Annotated in this window: 18 protein-coding genes; 10 read left to right on the top strand and 8 right to left on the bottom strand. The window is 66.5% G+C overall.

What is annotated here, in order from left to right; all coding sequences use genetic code 11:
• Window positions 1-82: 82 nt before the first annotated feature.
• Entirely contained in the window at window positions 83-2,413 is a 2,331-nt protein-coding gene (locus LDH74_RS16170) for a twin-arginine translocase subunit TatC (protein ID WP_226039728.1), read from the bottom strand.
• A 140-nt stretch (window positions 2,414-2,553) separates the two neighbouring features.
• Between LDH74_RS16170 and LDH74_RS16165 the strand changes: the two genes are divergently transcribed.
• The 5 genes from LDH74_RS16165 (at window position 2,554) to LDH74_RS16145 (ending at window position 10,047) form a co-directional block, all read left to right on the top strand.
• Window positions 2,554-3,570, top strand: coding sequence for a twin-arginine translocase subunit TatC (locus tag LDH74_RS16165; protein ID WP_226039727.1), 1,017 nt, complete (start codon window positions 2,554-2,556; stop codon window positions 3,568-3,570).
• A gap of 415 nt (window positions 3,571-3,985) precedes the next feature.
• Window positions 3,986-6,148: an assimilatory nitrate reductase NasA gene (gene nasA / locus LDH74_RS16160; protein WP_226039726.1), complete on the top strand. Its 2,163-nt coding sequence runs from the start codon at window positions 3,986-3,988 to the stop codon at window positions 6,146-6,148.
• Window positions 6,149-6,154: 6 nt separating this feature from the next.
• Entirely contained in the window at window positions 6,155-7,504 is a 1,350-nt protein-coding gene (locus tag LDH74_RS16155; protein WP_345778531.1) for an MFS transporter, read from the top strand.
• Between the two features lie 401 nt (window positions 7,505-7,905).
• Window positions 7,906-9,675 (top strand): ferredoxin--nitrite reductase, encoded by a 1,770-nt coding sequence (locus LDH74_RS16150; RefSeq protein ID WP_226039724.1) that lies wholly within the window; start codon window positions 7,906-7,908, stop codon window positions 9,673-9,675.
• 84 nt (window positions 9,676-9,759) lie between these two features.
• The gene (locus LDH74_RS16145; protein ID WP_226039723.1) at window positions 9,760-10,047 is read left to right on the top strand and encodes an amphi-Trp domain-containing protein; all 288 of its coding nucleotides are present in this window, start codon (window positions 9,760-9,762) and stop codon (window positions 10,045-10,047) included.
• 68 nt (window positions 10,048-10,115) lie between these two features.
• Here the strand turns inward: LDH74_RS16145 and LDH74_RS16140 are convergent, their stop codons facing one another.
• Window positions 10,116-10,472 (bottom strand): hypothetical protein, encoded by a 357-nt coding sequence (locus LDH74_RS16140; RefSeq protein WP_226039722.1) that lies wholly within the window; start codon window positions 10,470-10,472, stop codon window positions 10,116-10,118.
• 232 nt (window positions 10,473-10,704) lie between these two features.
• Entirely contained in the window at window positions 10,705-11,559 is an 855-nt protein-coding gene (gene larE, locus LDH74_RS16135) for an ATP-dependent sacrificial sulfur transferase LarE (protein ID WP_226039721.1), read from the bottom strand.
• Window positions 11,560-11,712: 153 nt separating this feature from the next.
• Between larE and LDH74_RS16130 the strand changes: the two genes are divergently transcribed.
• Window positions 11,713-12,273, top strand: coding sequence for a DUF6789 family protein (locus tag LDH74_RS16130; protein ID WP_226039720.1), 561 nt, complete (start codon window positions 11,713-11,715; stop codon window positions 12,271-12,273).
• Here LDH74_RS16130 and LDH74_RS16125 read toward each other — a convergent pair.
• The 3 genes from LDH74_RS16125 to LDH74_RS16115 form a co-directional block, all read right to left on the bottom strand.
• A complete protein-coding gene (locus LDH74_RS16125) occupies window positions 12,270-13,424 on the bottom strand; it encodes a glutamate-cysteine ligase family protein (RefSeq protein ID WP_226039719.1) in 1,155 nt (384 codons plus the stop codon). The two genes, LDH74_RS16130 and LDH74_RS16125, sit on opposite strands and share 4 nt — an antisense overlap.
• 340 nt (window positions 13,425-13,764) lie before the next feature.
• A complete protein-coding gene (locus LDH74_RS16120) occupies window positions 13,765-14,724 on the bottom strand; it encodes a DUF368 domain-containing protein (RefSeq protein ID WP_226039718.1) in 960 nt (319 codons plus the stop codon).
• A gap of 239 nt (window positions 14,725-14,963) precedes the next feature.
• The gene (locus LDH74_RS16115; protein ID WP_226039717.1) at window positions 14,964-16,544 is read right to left on the bottom strand and encodes a SagB/ThcOx family dehydrogenase; all 1,581 of its coding nucleotides are present in this window, start codon (window positions 16,542-16,544) and stop codon (window positions 14,964-14,966) included.
• 80 nt (window positions 16,545-16,624) lie between these two features.
• On the opposite strand from LDH74_RS16115, the gene LDH74_RS16110 reads away from it, so the two are divergent.
• The 3 genes from LDH74_RS16110 (at window position 16,625) to LDH74_RS16100 (ending at window position 20,243) form a co-directional block, all read left to right on the top strand.
• Window positions 16,625-18,772, top strand: coding sequence for a helix-hairpin-helix domain-containing protein (locus LDH74_RS16110; protein ID WP_226039716.1), 2,148 nt, complete (start codon window positions 16,625-16,627; stop codon window positions 18,770-18,772).
• A 112-nt stretch (window positions 18,773-18,884) separates the two neighbouring features.
• Window positions 18,885-19,052, top strand: coding sequence for a hypothetical protein (locus LDH74_RS16105; protein WP_226039715.1), 168 nt, complete (start codon window positions 18,885-18,887; stop codon window positions 19,050-19,052).
• A gap of 60 nt (window positions 19,053-19,112) precedes the next feature.
• Window positions 19,113-20,243, top strand: coding sequence for an ORC1-type DNA replication protein (locus LDH74_RS16100; RefSeq protein WP_226039714.1), 1,131 nt, complete (start codon window positions 19,113-19,115; stop codon window positions 20,241-20,243).
• A 35-nt stretch (window positions 20,244-20,278) separates the two neighbouring features.
• On the opposite strand, the gene LDH74_RS16095 is transcribed toward LDH74_RS16100, so the two are convergent.
• Window positions 20,279-22,312 (bottom strand): SLC13 family permease, encoded by a 2,034-nt coding sequence (locus LDH74_RS16095; protein ID WP_226039713.1) that lies wholly within the window; start codon window positions 22,310-22,312, stop codon window positions 20,279-20,281.
• A 176-nt stretch (window positions 22,313-22,488) separates the two neighbouring features.
• On the opposite strand from LDH74_RS16095, the gene LDH74_RS16090 reads away from it, so the two are divergent.
• On the top strand, window positions 22,489-22,650 hold the full coding sequence (locus LDH74_RS16090; protein ID WP_226039712.1) for a hypothetical protein: 162 nt from the start codon (window positions 22,489-22,491) through the stop codon (window positions 22,648-22,650).
• On the opposite strand, the gene LDH74_RS16085 is transcribed toward LDH74_RS16090, so the two are convergent.
• Complete coding sequence (locus LDH74_RS16085) at window positions 22,641-22,910, bottom strand: hypothetical protein (RefSeq protein WP_226039711.1); 270 nt, start codon at window positions 22,908-22,910, stop codon at window positions 22,641-22,643. The genes LDH74_RS16090 and LDH74_RS16085 overlap by 10 nt on opposite strands.
• Between the last annotated feature and the right edge of the window lie 19 nt (window positions 22,911-22,929).

The raw sequence follows: 22,929 nt of genomic DNA, 5'->3' as shown, positions 1-22,929 counted from the left end.
ACACACCCGTACGAAGCGGTTCCCGGACCGAGTGAACTACGAAATTTCGGGTAAAGAAGCAGCGAGCGTTCGGCGAACACCATCACTCCGTCGCGGTCGCACCGGTGTCCTCGGCGTCCGGTGGGGCCGCCGAGCCGCCGCCACCGCCGAACAGCCGGCCGCCGCCCGTGAGGACGTAGAGGACGGCGAGGCCGAGCAGGTAGGTGAGCGAGATCGGGATGGCGAACAGCAACATCATGAGGATCCCCTTCGGGCTGAAGAAGGCGGCGATGACGAAGATCCCGACGACGACCGGCCGCCAGCGCTCGAGCATCGAGCGGTAGCTGACGACGCCGCCGACGTGGAACAGCGCCATCGTGACGATGATGTTGAGCAGGAAGCCGATGCCGACGGTCGTGGCGATCACGAGCCAGAAGAAGCTCTTGATCCGGTAGGAGATGACCATCCCGTTGCTGATCGCGTCCGAGACCAGATACGAGATGATCGTCGGCGCGACCCAGAAGAACCCGAGGTAGGTTCCGACGGCGAAGCCGACGAGCAGGCCGCCGCCCCAGACGACGAACGTGCGCCGGTCGCCGTACACCAGCCCGCGCTCCTTGGCTGCCGGCCAGGCGTAGAACAGTATCACCGGCAGCGTGGCGACGAGCCCGGCGAGGGCGCTCACTTTCGCCTCGAAGATGAGCACTTCGACCGGATGTAACGCGACGACGATGTCCATCGCTTCGATGAGTTCGCCGAGGTTCATCCCGCTCGGGTCGATGTCGTTGCGGCTGGCGACCTCGTCGAGCACGTGCTGGGGAACCCGATCGAGGAAGAGCCTGAGGATGTCCCCGAGACCGCCCGAGTAGAGCCAGAAGAAGGTGCCGCCCATGACGACCATGAACAGCCCGACGATGCGGAACACCTTCGAGGTGAGACTGTTGAAGATGAAGGCGATGTCGTAGGCGTAGCCGCCGATGTCGTCCTCGGTGGTCTCGTCCTCGGTAAAGGGATCGAGCATGCCCGCGGCGGTGTTCGCGAAGAGGCTCTCGTCCTCGCCACTGTCGCCTCCTGCACCGCTCGCTGCGACACTGCCCGCGGCCGCGCCGTCACCGCCGTCGTCGGCCGTCTCGATCGAATCGAACCTGTCGAGGATAGCCTGCGCTTTTGCCCGGTCGTCGTCGTACATCGCCTGCCGGGAGTACTCGAGCGCCTGGTCCTCGCTCATACTGTGGAAGACCTGCACCGACACGTCGTCGATGTCCTCGACCGCGAGCGTCTCGAAGTCGACGTCCTCGTGGGTGTCGGCCCGTTGAATGTCGTCCGATCGCGGATAGACCGGCTGCTGGAGCACGTGGATCGTATAGCCGAACAGAACGACGAATCCGACGGCGGCAGCGACCAGGAGGCCGACCGCGACCTCACCGGCGAGACCGTGCGCGTTCGCCATCGCCTCGAGCCCGAGGGTTCCGCTGGGGCGCAGCCACGACGGGAACGTGGGGTAGACGGACTCGCGGAGGTAGCCGAAGCCGCCCTGGTTGACCGCGACGGAGATCGCGGCCGCGACGACGGCGAGCACGCCGCCGAACTGGAGGAGACGCCGCTTGACGTGGTCGGTTCCCGTCCCCTCGGATTTCGCCGCGCCGCGCCGGCGGACGTTGGTGACGACCTTCGCCAGGCCGAGGCTGAAGACGTAGAGGATAATCATCGGCATGGCCCACATGACCTGCGTGAACGGATCCGGCGGCGAGAACAGGGCCCCGAAGATGACGATCCCGACGACGGCGTGTCGCCACTTGTCCCGGAACGTCTCGTAGGGGATGATCTCGGTGTAGGACAGCACGCCCATCAACAGCGGGAGCTGGGCGGCGAGTCCGAACGAGAGCGTCAGTAGCGCCATGAACTCGGTGAACTCGGTGATCCCGTAACTGGGTTTGACGCCGGCGCTGACGGCGTTCCCCGCGAGGAAGCCGAACGCGTACGGGAAGAAGATGGTATACGCGTAGACGACGCCAGCGACGAACAACGAGAGCGCCATCACGACGAAGCCGGCGATGTATCCCTTCGAGATCGGGACGACGCTGTGATAGCCGCGGCGACGGATCGCTTTCCGGGAGAAAAAGAGCAGTGCGGGAATCGCGACGACGGCACCCGTGATCATCCCGATTTTTGCCTGCAAGAGGATCACCTCGAACGGCGTTCGCGTGATGATGTCGGTCGAGCCGGCGATCTCCTCGCTCATCTGGCCCTTCGCGGTCGCCTCGAGGAAGTCCCAGACGACCACGCGAAGCGCGTAAAAGGAGCTGACGAAGCCGATGAGAAAGACGATAAACACCTTCTGCAGGTGCTCTTGGGCACCCGAGAGGAGCGCGCCGATCGTCTCCCGGCCGCTGTTGATGGCCCGGGCGGTGTCCTCGTCGACGGCAGAACTCATTGGGTTGGGGTAACTGACATCCAGTTATCAACCTTTCGAGTGGGTGTGCGGGTTCGTGGGGCGATCGAACGGCCTTCTCACTCTCGAGGGGTAGTCGTAAGAAAAAGGCCTATAACCGGTGGCCTATCAGTATTCCGTAGATGTCGGACGAGCCGGCGGACGATCGCGATGTCGAGTCCCCCGAAGAGTCACGGGAGGACCCCGATATCGAGGGCCCCGACGAGTCACGAGAGGACCTCGACGAGCGACGGCTGGCTCCGGACGATGCCGCCGAATCCGAACCCGGCCCCGCCTCCGATACGGGCTCGTCAGCGACCGCCGGCGTGGAGTCGTCGACCCTCGAGACCGACGGCGAAGGCGTCGTCGGCGATCCGCACGCCCCCGAGCAGCCGTACCCCGATCCCGACGACGATATCGGGGGGCTCTCGACGCCGCCGGACGACGAGGAGATGCCCCTGGCCGATCACATCGAGGAGATGGTGCTTCGGCTGGCGGTCGTGTTGCTGTTCGGGGCCGGCGGGACGGCGATCGGGTTGCTGTGGGCCTCCGACGCGATCGAGTTCATCTGGTTCAACGTCTTCCCCTACGACGCCGGCGAGGTCCCGCCGCCCCACGTCTACAACCCGCTCGAGCTGTGGTTGACCCGGATCAAGATCTCGTCGCTGCTCGGGATCATGATCGCGCTGCCGGCGTTCGTCTACGAGTGTTACCTGTTCATGCGGCCGGGACTGTATCCGAACGAGCGAAAGTACTACCTCGCGGCGGTGCCGACGAGCGTCGTTCTCGGCGCGATCGGGATGCTGTTTTCCTACGTGCTCGTGTTGCCGATCCTCTTTCGGTACTTCACCTACTACGCGGAGGGGAGCGCCGAGATCGCGTACGCGCTGGGCGAGACGTTCAACCTGATCATCACGCTCATGGGCTTCCTCGCGATCGTGTTCCAGATTCCGCTCTTCATCATGCTGGCGATCATGATGGGCGTGACGACCCGCCGCTGGCTGGCCCAGAAGCGGCTGTACTTCTGGGCGGGCTTCGCGGGGCTCTCGTTCATGTTCACGCTCGATCCGACCGGGATGGCTCCCATCCTCGTCGCCGTCACGATGATCCTGCTGTTCGAAGGGACGCTGTTCGTCCTGAAGTGGGTCGGACGCGAGTAGTCCGACTCGAGCCGGTATCGAGCCGATACGGGGCATTTTCGCTCCTATCGGCTGTCACACGTGCGATCGATCGGTCGATACCTCGATTCCCGACAGCTGTGGCCGGTCGTCTAGTGTGACCGACGGTCTACTCTTGGGAATCCATAGCACGGAATGCATTCGTGGACATCTGTCCGCTCGGCTCGGCGGAATAGCCGCCGTTTAATCCCCTTATATTCTCCCTATCCGTTCGCATATTGTGGACTCTCTCCGATTCGGCCGAGAAAATACGTTGTTTGTAAACGATCACCGTTTAGTAGTTGCATATGTTTTCTTGATCCGTGAAACTCTGAATGATATCGCGCAAATATATCTCCGATGGGTGTGATTGTAAATCACACAGCCCCGTCCACGTCGCGTCCCGGAGGTGTGAGCCGTGACCGATCTGGTGCCGACAACGTGTATGCGGTGTGCGGTCGGCTGCGGGCACGTCCAGCAGGCTCCCGATCGCGGCTACGGCCTCGGGACCGTCCGCGGCGATCCGAGTCATCCGGTCAACAGGGGACTGGCCTGTCAGCGCGGCGTCAGCGAGACCGCCGATCCGGGCGGCGAGTGGCTCACCAGACCGCTCGTACGCAAGGACGGCGAGCTCGTGGCAACCACCATCGAATCGGCCCTCGAGCGCGCGGCGGAAGGTCTCGGTACCGCGCTGGAAGACGTCGGGAGCGACAGCGTCGCGGTACTGGGGAGCGGGCAGCAGACCAACGAGGCCGCCTACGCGCTGGGCAAGCTCGCCCGCGGCGGCTTCGGAACCCGCTACTACGACGCCAATACGACGCTGTGTATGGCCTCAGCTGTCACCGCCTACTACGACGCGTTCGGCAGTGACGCGCCGCCGCCGACCTACGACGACATCCCCGAGGCCGAGACGCACGTCGTCTGGGGCGCGAATCCGTCGGCCGCCCACCCGGTCATGTTTCGCTGGATCCGCCAGTCCGCCGACGAGGACGACTCCGAACTCATCGTGGTCGACCCCGTCCACAGCGAGACCGCCGAGGTCGCCGATCACCACGTCCCGCTCGAGCCGGGCGGCGACCTCGCGCTGGCTCGAGCCGTTCTCGCTCGAGTCATCGAAACGGACCGCGTCGACGAAGAATTCGTCGAGGAGGCGACGGTCGGCTTCGACGAACTCCGCGCGGAGCTTCCCGACGCGGCCGAGGCCGCCGAGATGGCGGGCGTTTCGATGGCCGACGTCGACCGCCTCGCGGACGCGCTCGAGGATCCCGCACTGCTCTACTGGGGAATGGGCATCAATCAGAGCGTCAACGGGACCGCGGCCGCCGGCGCGCTGATCGATCTTTGTCTCGCGACCGGCAACCTCCGGCCGGGATCGGGACCGTTCTCGCTGACCGGCCAGGCCAACTCGATGGGGACCCGCGTCTGCTCCTCGAAGGGCTCGTGGCCCGGTCACCGCCCGTTCGCGGATCCGGATCACCGTAGAGCGGTCGCCGAGACGTGGGGCGTGCCGGTCTCGCGGTTCCCCGACGACACCGGGCCGGGACCGGTCGGCATCGTCGACGCGATCGGCGAGGACGTCGACGCCGTCTACGCGGTCGCGACCAATCCCGTCGCTGGCATGCCCGACACGACGCACGTCCGCGAGAAACTCGAGGACTCGTTCCTCGTCGTACAGGACGCCTTCCGCAGCGAAACGGTCGAGTACGCCGACGTCGTCCTGCCCGCGGCGACGTGGGGGGAGTCCGAGGGAACGACGACCAACATGGAGCGGACCGTCTCCCGGGTTCGAGCCGCGACGGAGACCCCCTCGGGCGTCCGGACGGACCTCGCGTTGATCGGCGATCTCGCCGATCGCATCGTTCCCGACCTGTTCGACGAGACACCGGATCCCGAATCGGTCTTCGACGAGTTCGCAGAGCTGACAGCCGGCACCCCCGCCGATCTCTCCGGGATCAGTTACGACCGCCTCGAGGCCGAACGCGCGGTTCGCTGGCCGGCACCGGCACCGGACGTGTCGGCGGGCTACCGGTACTACGAGGCCGGGGACGGCGGCGAGACCGATTCCGGCGCCCCGACCGACGAATCGTGGTCGTTCTACACCCAGTCTGGCCGCGCGCGGTTCTCGACGGGCGAGGCCCGGCCGCTTCCCGAGCCGACCGACGAGTCCTATCCGTTCACGCTGACGACCGCGCGCCGTCCGGACGCGTATAATACCGGGGTTCGAACCCGCGAAGACGAACCGCCGACGGCGCGGGTCAGCCCGGCGACGGCCGCCGCGATCGCGGACGAACTCGAGGCCCCCGTCGACGGCCACGTGGGCGACGAGCCCGAGGAGGGAGACGAGGAACAGCAGTACGGCCGCGTGGTCTCTCGACGGGCATCGGTCACCGTCAGCGTCGAGACCGACGAGGCGATCCCGGACGGGGTCGTCTGGCTGCCGATTCACCACCCCGACGTCAACGATCTCACGCTGCCGGACGCCGACCCGCGCTCGAACGAGCCGAACTTCAAGCAGTGTGCGGTCCGCCTCGAGCCGCCGCGGGAACGCGACGTCAGGGCGGTCGCGGAAGCGAGTGCCTGAGGACTTATGACCGCGAAATCGACATCCGATCCGGCGAGCGGTGGCACACCCCCGATCCGGGGGAGTCCGCGACGGGGTGTGGCGTCCGCGACGCTCGGCTTCTTCGTCGGCTTCGCCGGCGTGGTGCTCTACGGCCCCGTCGCGACCGAACTCGAGGGGGCGATGGGCCTCTCAGGGCTCGCGCTCGGACTGCTGGTCGCAGCGCCGCAGTTGACCGGCTCGCTCCTTCGCATTCCCTTCGGCGCGTGGGTCGAGGACGTCGGGGCGGCGAAGCCGTTCCTGGTTTTGCTCGGCGGTGCCGTCGTGGGGATGGCCGGCCTGTCGACGATTCTCGTGACCCTCGGGACCGACGGTCTGACGATGGCCCACTATCCGCTCGTCTTCCTGTTCGGCGCGCTTTCGGGCTGCGGGATCGCGACGTTCTCCGTCGGGGCGGCCCAGACGTCGTACTGGTCGCCGGAGGACCGACAGGGAACGATGCTCGCGGTGTACGCGGGTCTGGGCAACAGTTCGCCGGGAATTTTCACGCTCCTCGTCCCCGTCGCGCTCGCCGTGCTCGGCCTGACGGGTGCGTACCTCGCGTGGTTCGGCTTCCTCGTTTGCGGGACGTTCGTCTACGGCGTCATCGCCGTCGACCCCCCGTTCTTCCAGCTCCGGAAGCGGGGGCTCGAGGCCGACGCGGCCAAACGGGCGGCCGAAACGGGTGGTCAGGAGCTGTTCCCGAGCGGGGACGCGATGGCGTCGATCCGCGAGGCGGCCGGCATTCCGCGAACGTGGGTGCTCGTCGCGCTCTTCTTCGCGTCGTTCGGCGGCTTCCTCGCGCTGACGACCTGGTTTCCGTCCTACTGGACGGCCGTCCACGATCTCGACCTGCAGGCGTCGGGTGCCCTCACCGCGATCGCCTTCACGCTACTCGCGGCGCTCATTCGCGTTCCGGGGGGCGTCATCAGTGACCGAATCGGCGGCGAACGGACCGCGATCGCGAGTTTCGCCGTCGTCGCCGTCGCCGCGGCCGTTCTGATGGCGGCGCGGACCGTCCCGCTCGCGATCGGCGCGACGGTCCTGCTCGGTATCGGGATCGGCGTCGCCAACGCGGCGGTGTTCGGGCTCGTCCCGAAGTACGTGCCGGAGGCCGTCGGCGGCGCGTCGGGGCTGGTCGGCGGACTCGGCGCGTTCGGCGGCTTCGTCATCCCGCCGATACTCGGGCTCTTCGTCGATCTGCAGGGGACCGCCGGCTACGCGAACGGTTTCGTCGTCTTCCTCGTCCTCGCGATCGCCTCGATCGGCCTCTCGGGCGGGCTGTACCGCGCTCGAGTGGTGCCGACGCCGGACGGTCCGGTTCCGTCCGACGATTGAACTCGTCCGGTTTCCGATCCGATTTCTACCCGATCGTCGAGTTCGATGCCAGCCACACACCCGGTCGTGACGTTATCCCGGCCGTGTCACCCACCGCGCGTCGGTCTCGTGCCCCGAGATCGAAGACGATAGCCGCGATTGCTCGCGAAACGGGGTCGAATCGCGCCGACCGTCTTTGAAATCGGCCATTCTCTACCCCGCTGAGCCGTGATATACATCCTAATACAGACTATATCCCATTGGAGATCTCACGTCCGGCCCCGAATACGAGCCAAAATAAGCTATTTGTAAACGATTACTGTTATATGATTTAGGAACGTGTCCTCGAAACGTGAATTACGTCATGTTTGGCGAAGAACTCTGCAGATTCGAGTCCGATCGTCCGGTCGGGGTGGTCCGCGATGGCGCATAAGAAAGAGGAACTCAAGGAGGGCTGTTACGGGGACGAGGTTCGCGAACACATCCTCGAGTTCGCCGAAAACGGCGGCTACGAGGCGATTCCGGAGGACGAGCACGAGAAGTGGTTCACCCGGTTCAAGTTCTGGGGACTGTTCCACCAGCGCTCCGGGCAGGAATCGTATTTCATGATGCGGCTGACCAACGCCAGCGGCATTCTCGAGCCCGACCAGCTGCGGACGATCGGCGAGGTCGCCCGCGAGTACGCGACGGGTCCCGTCGAAAATCCCGAGTTCGGCAACGGCTGGATCGATCTGACGACCCGCCAGTCCGTCCAGTTGCACTGGCTCAAACTCGAGGACGTGCCCGAAATCTGGGAAAAACTCGAGTCCGCCGGCGTTCACTCCCGCTCGGCGGGCGGCGACACGATGCGCAACATTTCCGGCTGCCCGCTCCACGGGAAGGCCGAAGAGTTCGTCGAGGCCGGTCCCCTGCTCGAGCGCTTCGAGGAGGAGCTTCGCAAGGACGATGCGCTCGCGAACATGCCCCGGAAGTTCAACATCAGCGCGTCGGGCTGTACGGTCGGCTGTGCGCAGGACTCGATCAACGACATCGGGTTCGAGCCGGCGACGAAGGAGGTAGGCGGCGAGACCGTCAAGGGGTTCAACGTCCGTGTCGGCGGCGGGCTCGGCGGCCGCCAGCCCCGCGCCGCGACGCCGCTCGATATCTTCGTTCGACCGGAGAACGCCTACGAGGTCGGCCGCGGCTTCGTCGAACTCTACCACGACTACGGGAACCGCCAGAATCGATCGAAGAACCGCGCTCGGTTCTTCGCCGAGGACTGGGGGATGGAGAAAATTCGGGAGACGCTCCAGGCGGAGTACGTCGACTTCGAAATGCTCAGCGCGGGCGAGGACTTCCGCGAGGAGTACACCTATAACGCCGGTCGCCCGGTCGCGGACGGCCAGCACGACCACGTCGGCGTCGGCGACCAGTCGGACGGGCGGAACTACGTCGGCCTGAGCGTTCCCGTCGGCCGGCTCCCGGCCGAGGACGCCATCGAACTGGCCGACTACGCAGACGAGTACGGCTCCGGCGAGGTCCGCCTGACCCGCCGCCAGAACCCCGTCATCGTCGACGTCGCCGACGGGGATCTCGAGGACCTGCTCGCCGAACCGCTGCTCGAGACGTACCCCGCCGAGCCGAGCCCCTTCGAGCGCGGCGCGATGGCCTGCACGGGAACGGAGTTCTGCTCGATCGCGCTGACCGAGACGAAAGGGCGGATGGCCCGCATGCTGCGCTGGTTCAACGAGAACGTCGAGTTGCCCGACGACGTCGGCACGATCAAGATGCATTACTCCGGCTGTACCGCGGACTGCGGGCAGGCGATGACCGCCGACATCGGCCTGCAAGGGATGCGCGCCCGCAAGGACGGTGAGATGGTCGAGGCCTTCGACATCGGCGTCGGCGGCGGCATCGGCGAGGAGCCCTCGTTCATCGACTGGGTGCAACAGCGTGTGCCGGCCGACGAGGCCCCCGGTGCGATCCGAAACCTGCTCCAGGCCTACGCGGCCCACCGTTCGGAGGGACAGACGTTCCGTCAGTGGGTCGAAGCGACCGGCACCGAACAGCTCGTCGAGTTCTGCGAGCCCGAGGAGACCGACTTCGAGGCACCGTACATGGCCGACGCCAAGCAGTCGTGGTACCCCTTCGCGGAGAGCGAGTCCGCGGCGGCCGCGGCCGGCGAGGAGTCCGCGGCTCCCTCGGACGACTGAGAGGGAGACGATACCGGTTCGGCGGCGGTATTAAACCGATTTCTCGAGCACGTATTTATCAACTTCCGGACCGTATAGTCGAACATGCCCGAAGAAGTACTCTTCAAATCCGAAAGCGACCAGAGTCGAGCCGAGATCGCGTCCCTTCTCCGACGCGTCGCGGACAACCTCGAGGACGGCGAGGCGATCACGCTCAAAGCCGGCTCCGAGTCGGTCACGCTCGAGCCGCCTGCTCGTCCCACCTTCGAGGTCAAAGCCGAGCGCGAGGGGCCGGCCGACGCGCCCGGCGAACTGAGCGTCGAGTTCGAACTCGAGTGGGACGAAGGCGGTGAAGGGAATGAGGACGGCGGTGGACCGCTCGAAATCGAATAATCCGGCCGTTCGACTACGTGCGTAGGTGTGGGTGGTGACCGCCCGCAGTCGACTCGCGAACGACACCGTTAGCGGTGCTCACATGTCCGTTCGTACGCGTAGTCGAGGGCGTCCTCGAGCGAGCCGGGGCCGTCGTAGCTGGCCGAGAAGAGATCCATGAAATCTCGAGCGATTCGGTTACACCGTTCGAACGTCAGGACGGTTCTGACCCGCATCGTTTCGGAGAGATCGAGCCCCGGGTAGCTCGTCGCCGTCAGCGAGTAGCCGGGGTGATCTTCGCCGTCGAGCGAGGCGGGCGCGACCTTGAGCCGTAAATCACCCGATTCGTGGCGGTACGTCCGATACTGCATTTCCCGGCCCGTGTCGGCCGGGGTATAGGTCCGACACTCTTCCGTGTTCCACTCGAGCGGCACGTCGGCTTCCATCGATCACTGATACTAACTCGAGTGCTACGTTCGTATCGCAACGAGCAATATTACCGGACGATAGTCCAGAACCTTCACCTATGTCGGGTTCTCTGGTTCATAGGCGATTATATTTTGGATGTTTGTCTACTCACGAACGTAATTCGTTACAATCGATAAATCCATTCTCGTAGCGGCGGCCGGTTTCTCGCCTCCGTTCCGCGATTGACTGTCGATTCTTGGTCGGGAGGGGTCAGTTATGGCTCGAGGAGTTCGCCTCGACGGTCGGCTCTTCATCTTCGGTTCCGGGACTGACGCTCCCGGTCCGGTAGCCGTGGAGATCGAGCGTGACGTGATCGAATCCCAGCTTCGAGAGTTCCGCCCGGACCGTCTCGACGAACTCGCGTTCCAGGGCGCGCTCGAGTTCGTCGGGTGCGACCTCGATGCGGGCGAGGCCGTCGTGGTCGCGGACGCGGAACTGATCGAAGCCCCACTGGCGGAGCAGCGCCTCGGCCCGTTCGATTCGCGCGAGTCGGTCGTCGGTCACGTCGAGACCGGTCGGGATCCGCGAGGAGAGACAGGCCATCGAGGGCTTGTCGGCGACCGACAGATCGTAGCGGTCGGCGATCTCGCGGACCTCGTCCTTCGCGATGTCGTGGGCCAGCAGCGGTGAATGCACGTCGAGTTCCTCCACCGCCTGTAGTCCGGGCCGATGGCCCGCGCCCGGATCGTCCGCGTTCGTGCCGTCACAGACCGTTCCGACCTCGAGTTCGCGGGCGGTCTCGAGCATCTCGCCGAGTCGCATCGTCCGACAGTGATAGCAGCGATCGTCGTCGTTTTCGACGAACGCGTCGCTCTCGAGTTCGGAGAAGGAGACGATTTCGTGGCGGATACCGATCTCGCCTGCGACCCGTTTGGCGTCCTCTAGTTCGGCCGCGGGAAGCGTCTCGCTCTTCGCGGTGCAGGCGACGGCGTCCTCGCCGAGCGCGTCGCGGGCGAGCGCGGCCACCACGCTCGAGTCGACTCCGCCGGAGAAGGCCACGAGGACCCCGTCCCGGCCGGCGAGGTCGGTGCGCGCGGCCTCGAGTTTCGCCTCGACCGAAGTCATTGCCCGTGGTTCGAACCGGACGGGCAAAAGGACGTTGTCCCGATTTCGTGTGTTCCGATGTCGTTCGCTCGTCTGCGCGTCGCACGGCCGGTTGCAGTCAGCAGCGCGCCGGAGGGTTAAGGATCTGTTTGTGGTACCGAACACGAGCATACTATGTCCGTATCCGATCGGTTGCGCTCGCTCTCCGACACGGAGGGTCACACCGAAGACGTCGATGCGCATTCGCGCGAGGAACACGTCGCCGACGCGGTGGCTCGCGGGATCCAGGGCGGTTTCGTCGCGACGCTGATCATGACCGCCTTTCGCCTTCCGCTCTTGCGATCGCTGCCGCCGTCGGCGAACTTCTGGTCGCAGTACGTCGCCGGCGGCGACCCCGACGACCACACGATCCCCGGCCTCGCTCTGCACCTGCTCTACGGAATCAGTTCGGGCGCGCTCTTCGGGGTCCTGTTCTCCCTGTACGACGCCGGCCGGTCGATCGAGCCCGAACAGCGCGGACTCGTCTGGGGCTCGGTCTACGGCATGGTCCTGTCGGCCTTCGGTACACAGGTCATGCTGAAGGAACTGCTCGATATCCGCCTCGAGGCCGACGAACTCGCGCTCTTTCACGCCGGCCACCTCGTCTACGGCCTTTCGCTCGGGGCCTGGGTCGGCTCCCGAACCGAGGGCGTCGAAGATCCGGAACGAGAATACGAGTACGACGACGGCAACTAACCGTCGGTCCCGCTCAGCTCGTCGACGTCTTCCTCGAGTCGGCTCGCGTACTCGAGTCGCAGCTCGCGGGCGTCGGCTTTCGTCACGTACTGACGGCCGTCGATCTGCGTCGAGATCGGGTGATAGTCGCCGACGGTGAACCCCATCCGCTCGAGGTAGTCCGCGACGGCCGCCGACTCGAGCCCCTGCTCGATCGCCGACTCGGCGAGACCGCGGACGGTTTCGAACGCGGGGAGGGCGATCCCCTCGTTCGTAACGTGGCCGGGTCGAGCCCGCGGGACGCCGCTATCACTCGCGATTCCGCCGTCGACGCTCTCCCGGCGGCCGCCGTCTCTCCCGCCCGCACCGTCGATCCGGACGGTGGTGTGGTGGAGCCGCTCCATCACCGTCTCGAGTTCGTCGACCAGTCGGAGCAGCTGGCTCGGCAGGGCGGTGTCGGGCGAGCGCCACTCGACGGTCGGCATCGAATCGCGCAGTCGCACGGGCGTCCAGACCACGTCGTCGGGCGAGAAGTGCTCCTCGACGGCCGCCGCGTCGACGCCCGCCGCGACGGCCGCCGTTTCGAACTCCTCGTAACAGTGCTCGAGCCGTCGGTGCCACTCGCCGACGTTCTCGACGTAGCGCCAGAGCTGGCCGTGTTTCGGGAACGCCGCGTAGCTCTTCTTCCGGTAGCAGTGGGCACGGGCCCCGTTGGCGATCCGTTCGCCCCGATGGTACGGCGAGGAGTTGACCAGCGCGAGCGCCGGGTCGAGGGCGATGAGCGCGTTGAGCTGGTCGGTCACGTTTCGCTTCTCGACGTGGATGTGGGTCCCGGCGCAGTACTTCGCGTAGTCGAAGTTCTCGCCGATCACTTCCTTCTGGATACAGCCCCGCTCGTCGGGGCGGCGGTCGATCTCGTCGCCGTTGATCGGCGTCCCCAGCGGGACGAGGTGCTTGTCCAGCTCCGCCGCTCTCGAGAGGACGTCCTCGAGTTCCGTGACGAGTTTCGTGCGGAGCCCCGAGACCGTCTCGCAGGGCGGCGTCTTCAGTTCGAACAGCGGTTCGACGAACTCCCGCTCCGTCTGTGACGACACGTCGGCGAGCGGCCCCGGTTCGGTGAGGTTGCCGTCGCTGTCGACGACCCAGTACTCGACTTCGATGCTCGTTTTCATGCTCGAGGCCTCTTCGTTCCCGTCGGTCGGCCGGTCGGGTTGTGGTGCGGTCCGCGACGACGCAATTCGGCTCGGTCTGCTGGCTGGAAAACCGGTACTCGTTGTCGGTATCGGTCCGATTGGACCGATTCGTGGAAGTGACCGCGCCCTGCAGCCGCCACCCGTATTTCATCGGGCCGTCGCTCCCGGTAGTGTGAGTCCGATTCGACCGGGAGGACCTCGACGACGACAAACGAAAGGCGATCACGGAGCTGATCGACGACCTCGCGAACGAGCACCTCGAAGACGCCGATTTCGACAATTGAATCCGATCAGCTCCTCGGTACGGGGACCGGAGCGCTCACTCCGGATCGAACCCACCGACGAGATACTCGAGGGCGAACAGGGCGACTGCACCCACTGCGGCCCACGCGGCCGTCAGAGCGATCGTTTCCGTCGTCCACGCGTGCGTTTCGCCGATGTTGTGCAGCGGGGCCGGAACCGAGCCGGCGATCAAACTCACCAGGAAGACGAGCGTCAGCTCGCGGTTGCGGGCCAGCGCGGTGCGCACGACGCGGGCGATGGTAACGAGGCCGACGACGCCGCCAGCGAGGAACAGCACGACGGTCGTTCCCGGATCGGTGACGGCGGCGAGCGAGCCATCGCCGAGCAGGTCGCCGATGGCGTGGACGAACGCACTCAGTTCGTCGGAGAGGAAGATGTACTGGCCGAGCAGGATCAGGATGAGCGAACCGGAGATTCCCGGCAGGATCATCGCGCTGACGGCGATTGCGCCGGCGACGAGGATCACGACCGGACCGCCCCCCGGGAGCGTGACGAGGTCGGCGGCGACCAGTAACGCGAGCCCGGCACCCGCGGCCGCGGTCCCCGCGTGAACGGGCGTCGTGAACGTCAGACTCCGGCCGAGCGTGATCGCCGAGGCGGCGATCAACCCGGTGAAGAAGCCGAACATCGCGACCGGGTTGGACTCCGCGAGCGTCGAGACGAGGTCGGCGATCAGCACCACCGCGGTGGCCATGCCGACGCCCAGCGGGAGCAGGAATCCGAGATCCAGTTCGAGCAGCGCCTCGTGCGCTCGATCGCGCCGCTCGGAACGGTAGCCCCGGAGGACGGCGACGGCTCGGCCAGGCGTAAACGCCGTGACGGCGGCGATTAGCCGGCCGTAGAAGCCCAGCAGGAGCGCGACGGTGCCGCCGGAGACGCCGGGAAGGGCGTCGGCCGTCCCCATGCAGAGCCCGTAGCCGTAGGCCCGAAGCAACTCGAGTCGGTCGACGACGACGTCGGTTCGTTCATACTCCATGTGTTCGTTCCTGGCGTCGCTGGTCGGCGTCGCGGCTCGACAGCGTTCGATACCACCGTCTCGAGCCCGAGCGATCGAGCCGCCGGTTTAGCTGCATGGTCGATGGGGCGACGTGCGTCCGTATAAAAGTGCGACAACCTCGTCAGCGCGTGCTACCCGTCCTCGTTTCTCGTCCCCGTCTACTATCCTTGTCTACCGTCCCTGACCACCGTCGCCGTCCGGCTCGGCGAACCGCGGTTTCAGGCCGGCCGTCCAATCGTGTACAGGAACATCGGCGTCTGTCCCGCGGCGCGGGGGGCGAAGAAGTCCGAGACGACGTCGTCGTAGAACGTCAGCCCGGTCCCGCCGAGGTCGCGGTGAGCGTAGGTCCCGAGATACAGTCGGCCCGCTGTCAGCGACGCCTCGAGCTGTGCCACCCGGTAGCCGCGATCGCCGAGGGCGTCGACGACCGCTGCGAGGTCGGTCACGAAGTAGATGCAGACCGCGGCGTCGGCGGCCAGCCGCTGATCTAGCGCGAGGTGGCCCGCCTCGTTGCGAAACTCGCCGGCCCGCAGGCGCTCGAGTTCGCCGCGGGCCGGATGGTAGCGGTAGCTGCCCGACGCGAGGCCGTCGACGCCGTTGACGATGAGGTAGGGATCGACGACCGAGAGCGGCGGGTCGTCCGCGAAACGGCCGTCCATCGCCACCCCGCGAACGGCCCGGTCGAGCACGGTCGACAGCTTCCGAAAACCGATCGGCTCGCGCTCGTACTCCCGACAGGAGCCGCGGCGACGGATCGTCTCGTGGAGCGGCCGGCTCGAGGCCGTCTCGTGATCCACCGGCTCGAGCGCGATCCGTTCGCCGTCGCCGGGTTCGCGGGTGCCGATCGGTCCCGCCGGTCGCCCGGATCGCCAGGAATCGGCCGCGCCGCCGCTCTCGAGAACGCCAGCCGACCACGCCTCGTGGATCAACGGGAACTCCCGCTCGTTCGGCGAGAGCGGTTCGGTGTCGGGATCGATCGGGTCGACGTCTGTCGAACCGGAACCGGACTCGGAATCGGTGCTTCCGGAACCGATCGGCACGATCTCGAGCGGCGCTTCGCGCACGGGCTCGAGTCCGAGCAGGTCCGCGACGGGCCGGTCGGCGAAGCCGGTGACGACCTCGGCGCGGTAGTCGAGCGCGTGGGCCACCGCCAGCAGGTTCGCGAGGTGCGTCCCGGAGTCCCAGAACGCGTGGCGGAACGTCCGTTCCCCGTACTTCCAGGCGTTTCGCCACCACGTCGTGGTCGCGACGACCGACAGCGGCGCGTCGGCGACGCCCGCGTGCTCGCTGGCGCTCGCGAGCACGCCGCGGTAGTCCCCCTCGCGGAGCACGTCGAGCGATAGCGTCCGGGGATCGAAGTGGTAGACGCCGGCCTCGAGTTCGGATGCAGCGTCCGAGCCGTCGCTCCCCTCGGCGTCGACCCCCAGATCGCCGCAGACGACGTACAGATCGACGTGGTAGAGCGCGCCGGTCGTCGCCGCGGCGCGAAAGCGGAGGGTTCGACCGCGCCTGTCGATCCGTTTCGTGACGCCGGCAGCGTAGTAGCACAGGCTGGTGACCGTCTCGAGACCCGGCTGGAGCGATCGAGTCGGATCACCGTCGGGCGTCGGCTCTGCGATGGCTGCGAGCGCGGGCTGCTGGGGCGGGCGAATTCGATCGGCGAGCGGCTTCGCGGGCAGGTCGGTGTACACCTTGTACAGCCGCGGTTTGTTGTCGAATTCCAGACCGCGACCGCCCTCGCGAACGCTTCCGGGCGAGTGTTTCGTCCGCTCGTGGTAATCGATCGCCCCGGTTGGCATGCGCCGAGCTACCACGGCAACGCGGAAAAACCCGGGCAGGAACTTTTTCCTCGCTCCGGTTTGTTACACCGCTCGAGAACATGGACCTCGAGTCGATTCCGGGCGTCGGTGAGAAGACGGCCCGAGCGCTGTCCGCGCTCGACGATCCCGAGCGCGCGCTCCGGGCGGGCGACGTGGAAGCGATCGCGACCGCCCCGGGGATCTCTCAGGGTCGGGCCGCCCGCATCGCGCGCGGCGCGATCCGACTCGAGCACGACGATCCCGGCGGGTTCCTCGCCACCGATCGCGCCCGCGAGGTCTACCGGGAGCTCCTCGGACTGCTCGAGGAGCGCACGGTCACCGACTACGCCGCCCGGCGACTCGAGACCGTCTATCCGAGCCCGCGGCGCTCGCGCATCGAGGAGGTGCAGGCGTTCGCTCGCGAGGCCCTCGAGCGCGACCCCGATCCCGCGGTGCTCGACGCGCTCGAGGGGGTCGAACCCCTCCGGGAGCCGGGCGACGTGCGGGTTCGCGAGCGCTGTCTGGCGACGACCGACGCCGAGCGCTACTCGGCGGCGCGCGAGGCGATCCCGGAGCTCTCCGTCGAAATCGTCGAGGACGCGCAGGGGCTGGCCGAACTCGCTCGAGGGTACGCGACGGTGATCGCCCTGGACGAGTCCTTCGCCGGCGTCGCGCTCGAGGGCGACGTGCAGGTCCGGCCCGACGCCCTCGAGAATCCGGCGGAAGTCGTCCCCGAGCGGCCGCTGGCCTTCTTCGCGCGCAATCGGGACCGCCTGCAGGCGGCCGTCGCGGTCCACCGGACCGCCGATCTCGAGCCGCCCTGCGATCTCTCGGCCCTCGAGGACGGCCTCTCGCGGCTGGCCGAGGACGGCACGGTCGCGGGCGACGACGAACTCGACCGGCTGACGACGGCGGTCGACGACCTCGATGCGGCGGCGAGCGCGGCCGAGAGCGTCGCCAACGACCATCTTCGGGAGGCGATCCGCGAACAGGACGTGACGATCGAGGGCTCGGACCTGCTCTCGCTGGTCGAGCGCGGGGCCGGCGTCGACTCGCTCCTCTCGCGGGAACTCGCGGACGAGTACGCCGCTGCGGTCGAGGCGGCCCGAGACCACCTCGTCGACGCGCTCGATCTCGATCAGGGTGAGGCCGAAATCGCGCGCCGCGCGTTCAGCGACGAGCCCACGTTTCCGGTCGAGCGCGACGAGGACGTCATCGGTCGGCTGCGCGAGGAGCTGACGGCGGCCAAGGAACGCCGCGCGGGCAAACTGAAACGCGAACTCGCGGCCGATCTCGCCGACCAGCGCGAGGGTGCCCGTCAGCTCGTCCGGGACGCCCTCGAGCTAGACGTCGAACTCGCGATCGCTCGCTTCGCCGAGGAGTACGAGTGTACGATGCCGGAGTTCGTCGACAGCGAGGCGCTACGCGCCTCGGAAGCGAGTAGCGCGGAACGAAGTTCCGCGGACAGTCGAGCGGCTTCCGAACCGCCGCGAGACGACGGTGAAACCGCGAGCAAAAGCGTTGCCGAGGTCGGCTTCGCGATCGAGGCCGGTCGCTCGCCCTTGCTCGACGAGCCGCTCGAGTCGATCGACCCCGTCGATTACGAGGTCTCGGGCGTGGCGCTCCTCTCGGGGGTCAACAGCGGCGGGAAGACCTCCACGCTGGATCTGGTCGCGAGCGTGGTCATACTGTCCCACATGGGCCTGCCCGTCCCTGCCGAGCGCGTCCGATTACGGCGGTTCGACGACCTGCACTACCACGCGAAGACTCAGGGGACGCTGGACGCGGGTGCGTTCGAATCCACCGTCCGGGAGTTCGCCGACCTCGCACAGGGCGGCGAGGGCTCGCTCGTGTTAGTCGACGAACTCGAGAGCATCACCGAACCCGGGGCCTCGGCGAAGATCATCGCCGGGATTCTGGAGGCGCTCTCGGCAAACGGCGCGACGGCCGTCTTCGTCTCTCACCTGGCCGGCGAGATCCGCGAGATGGCCGACTACGACGTGACCGTCGACGGCATCGAAGCCGTCGGGCTCGTGGACGGGGCACTCGAGGTCAACCGCTCGCCGGTCAAGGACCATCTGGCGCGGTCGACGCCGGAGCTGATCGTCGAGAAATTGGCCGGCGAGGCCCGGGATGACACGGTCGCGACCAACGGCGGCGCGCCCGCAGACGGCGAGGGCGACCCGGAACCCGCGTTCTACGATCGACTCCTCGAGAAGTTCGAGTAGTCTCCGTCCGTGCGTCCCGGTGGCCGGACCGGCCGAAACCGGCACCAGTCGCCGCGTTGCACTGGGGTATGCAAGTGTAATACCTACCACTGCCGGCCGTCTGTGCTACAGTATGCCATATCAGTTCCAGTGTCCCAGGGACGGGTGTTGTTTCGAACTGCGCTGTGACGCCGATCACGAGGCCGCACGACTCGCGCGAGCCCACGCCCGCGTCGCACATCGCGACCGAATTCCACCGGCGGATCTCGATCGCTGGCTCGAGCGAATCGAGGCCGCCTGACGCCGCTCGAGCCGAGAATCCGGCAAACATCTAAGTAGCTTCGACAGCGTGGTGAAAGTGATGGCAGACGACCCCGAGGAGGGGATGTTGTCGTGGGACGAATCCGTGTTCCGGAACGAGCACGTCTTCGAGATCGACTACGTCCCCGAGACGTTCAAGCACCGCGAGGGCCAGACCCAGAGCCTGACGTACGCGCTGCGCCCGGCGGTGCGGGGATCGCGGCCGCTGAACGTCGTGGTTCGGGGTCCGCCCGGGACGGGCAAGACGACGGCGATCCAGAAGCTGTTCGACGAGGTGGGGGCCCAGACGAGCGAGGTCCGAACGATTCGAGTCAACTGTCAGGTCAACGCGACCCGGTACTCGGTGTTCTCGCGGCTCTTCGAGGGAACGTTCGACTACGAGCCGCCCTCGTCGGGTATCTCCTTCAAGAAGCTGTTCGGCCAGATCGCCGAGAAACTCGTCGAGGAAGACAAGGTGCTCGTCGTCGCCCTGGACGACATCAACTACCTCTTCTACGAGAACGAGGCCTCGGACGCGCTCTACTCCCTCCTGCGGGCCCACGAGGAGTACCCTGGGGCGAAGATCGGCGTCGTCGTCGTCTCTTCCGATCCCGCGCTGGACGTCATCGACGAACTCGACTCCCGGGTACAGAGCGTCTTCCGCCCGGAGGACGTTTACTTCCCGGTCTACGACCAGCCCGAGATCGTCGACATCCTCGAGGAGCGGGTCGAACGGGGCTTCAACGACGGCGTCATCGCCCGGGATACCCTCGAACACGTCGCGAAACTCACCGCCGAGAGCGGCGATCTCCGGGTCGGGATCGATCTCCTGCGACGGGCCGGACTGAACGCCGAGATGCGGGCCAGCCGAACCGTCGAGCGACAGGACGTCGAGAACGCCTACGAGAAGTCCAAGTACATCAACCTCTCCCGGTCGCTGTCGGGACTGACCGACACCGAACGGGCGCTGCTCGAGGTCATCGCCGACCGCGACGGCGATCAGGCCGGCGAGGTTTACGAGGTCTTTCACGACCGGACCGACCTCGGCTACACGCGCTACTCCGAAATCGTGAACAAACTCGACCAGCTCGGCCTGATCGACGCCGACTACGCGGACGTCGACGGCCGCGGCCGCTCGCGGTCGCTCACGCTCTCCTACGAGAAAGAGGCGGTACTCGACCGGCTCGAGTGATTTCGCCGGATGCGACTCCGAAACGGCTGCTCGTTTTATATGCCCCAGAGCAGTGCGATGCCACCCGTCGTGACGACTGCCAGCAGGAGCTGTAGCGGCCCGCCGACTCGCAGGAAGTCGGTGAACTTGTAGCCGCCGGGGCCGTAGACCATCAGATTCGTCTGATAGCCCACCGGCGTCATGAAGGAGGTCGCGGAGGCGAACATCACCGCGAGGAGAAACGAGAACTGCGTCGCTCCGAGGCTCCCCGCGGCGTCGATCGCGACGGGGATCATCAACACCACCGTCGCCACGGGCGTGATGACGTTCGCGAGCAACCCAGTCACGACGGTGAACAACAGCAAGACCGCGACGAGCGGGAGAAACGCGGCGGTCCCGACGAGCGCGCCGGCGATGACCTGCGAGCCGCCCGTCGCCTCGAGGGCGACGCCGAGGGGGATCACGCCCGCGAGCAGGAACACGATGTTCCACGAGACGGCGTCGTACGCGTCGGTGGTCGACAGACAGCCGGTCACGATCATGAGGAAGACGCCGGCGAACGCCGCGATGACGATGGAGACGAGACCGAGCGCTGCGGTTCCGACGACGCCGGCCATGATCGCGAGTGCGATCGGCGTCTTCGGCGACAGCGGCGCAATCTCGTCGACCCCGTCCTCGAGCAACTGATCGGAGGCGTCGTCGACGACCACGAGGTCGCCGGTCTCGGTGACGTACTCGATCGTACTGGTGACCGTCTGGACGAGGAGGAGGTCGCCCGCCTCGAGCGTCACTTCCTCGAGGTCGGTCCGGAGCAACTCGCCGTCGCGACGGATCGCCAGCACGGTCAGCTGATAGACCTCCCGGAGATGCGTCTCGGAGAGCGTCTCTCCGACGAACGACGAGTCGACGGGGACGATCGTTTTGGCGAGTCGCTCATCGCCCGCGGACTCCTCGAATGTCTCCTCGGTCACCGACTGCCGGTGGAGCTGGCGCAGCCCCTGATTCTCGACGAAGCGGTTGACCGTCTGCAGGCTCCCGTGGACCGTGAGCACGTCGTTCTCTCGGATGCGCTGGCCTGGTTCGATCACCGTCGTCCCGTCGCCGTCGCGGTCGTTGCCGTCGCGGGTACGCTGCTGGCCGCCCCCCTCCCTATTGCCTCGCGTGTCGACGGTCTCGTCGCGGGAGAATCGCTGATCCCGTTTCGCTCCACCGGCCGGTGCCTCGCGATCGCCATCGTCAGCACCATCGTATTCGAGCACCCGCTCGTTCACTGTGGGCTGGGCGTCACTCTCATTGTCTCGACGATGCTGAAGGATCCGAACGTCCGAGTCGGCTCGTTCCTCGAGTTCGTCGACCGTGAGTCCGATCGGTGCCGAGTCCGCGTCGACGCGGACCTGCGTGAGATGATCCTCGAGATCGAACTCCTCCACGAGGTCCGCGTCGACCGGGATCCGAGCGGGCGTCAGCCACCGACCGACGGTCATGAGGTAGGTGAGGCCGACGACCAGAATCACGAGGCCGAGGGCCGAGAACTCGAACATGCCGATGGGGGATCGACCGAGCAGGTCGGCGGCGAACTCGCTGGCGAGCAGGTTCGTCGAGGTGCCGACGAGCGTCAGGGTGCCGCCGAGGATCGCGGCGTACGAGAGCGGCAAGAGGAGTTTCGACGGCGAGATGCCGGTCTTCTCGGCGAGATCCGAGATCATCGGGATGAAGATCGCGACGACGGGCGTGTTGTTGATAAAGCCCGCAATCGGCCCCGTCGTGGCGATCGTCGCCGCCAGCGCACGCGTTTCGTCGCCGTCGGTAAACGCCGCCAGCGAGAGGCCGAGCCGCTGGACCACGCCGGTCTGCTGGATACCCGCACTGAGCATGTACATCGCGACGATCGTCACCGTCGCGGTGTTGGCAAAGCCCGAGATCGCCGCCCGGTGGCCGACGCCGGTCAGCGGCTCGAGCGCCGCCAGCGAGACGACGATCCCGATCGCCGTCACGTCGTTCGGAATCACTTCCGAGACGAACAGAACGAGGGCGACGGCGATGAGCCCGAACACCACCAGCGCACCGCCCGATAGCTCCGCACCGATCATCGTGTGCCGTCCGGTCTTCCGTCACCAGTCATATGCTCGTGTCTGTGAGTTATTGCCAAATCTATGTTTCGAGAGCGGGTCGCGGTCGGCCGCCGCACTCGACCGAACGCAGCGTGGCCGTTCCGGCGGGTCGCTTGAAGTATCGTAGCCACCTCGCAGGAGATTGCCTCCGTCCAGTGTTCGAGGAGTTGTTCGCGAAGACGGACACGGACGTCAACGTCGGGATCGAACGCCGAGAGAATACTGACCGTCGCGGTTTCGTTCGGTGGTTTCGCTCGTCGGTTTCGAAATCCGCCGGCGATTTCGTCCGTCGCTTTCTCCCGCTCGTTCAGGCCTGATCGAGGGTCTCGCGATAGTCTTCGGTCGTCTCGATGGCCGACTCGAGCCTTTCTTTCGTATCGCCGTCCGCCCGCTCGCGGGCCTGGCGGAGCGTATTGAGCCGTTCGTCGAGGACGGCGTGATCGGGTTCGGTATCGCTCATCACGTAGTCGTCGAACGCGTCCGTCGTTTCGCGGATGTCCTCGCGGACATCGTCGCTGTCCGCCGATTTTGCGGCCTCCTCGAGGTCGTCTCGGGCCCGCTGGAGTTGCTCCGTCATGGTCGGTTTCACCACGAGC

This window comes from Natrinema sp. DC36, from assembly GCF_020405225.1.
In the GTDB taxonomy this organism is placed as follows: domain Archaea; phylum Halobacteriota; class Halobacteria; order Halobacteriales; family Natrialbaceae; genus Natrinema.
Note: the sequence above shows the minus strand (reverse complement) of the source record. Positions and strands in the feature narration are given on the sequence as shown.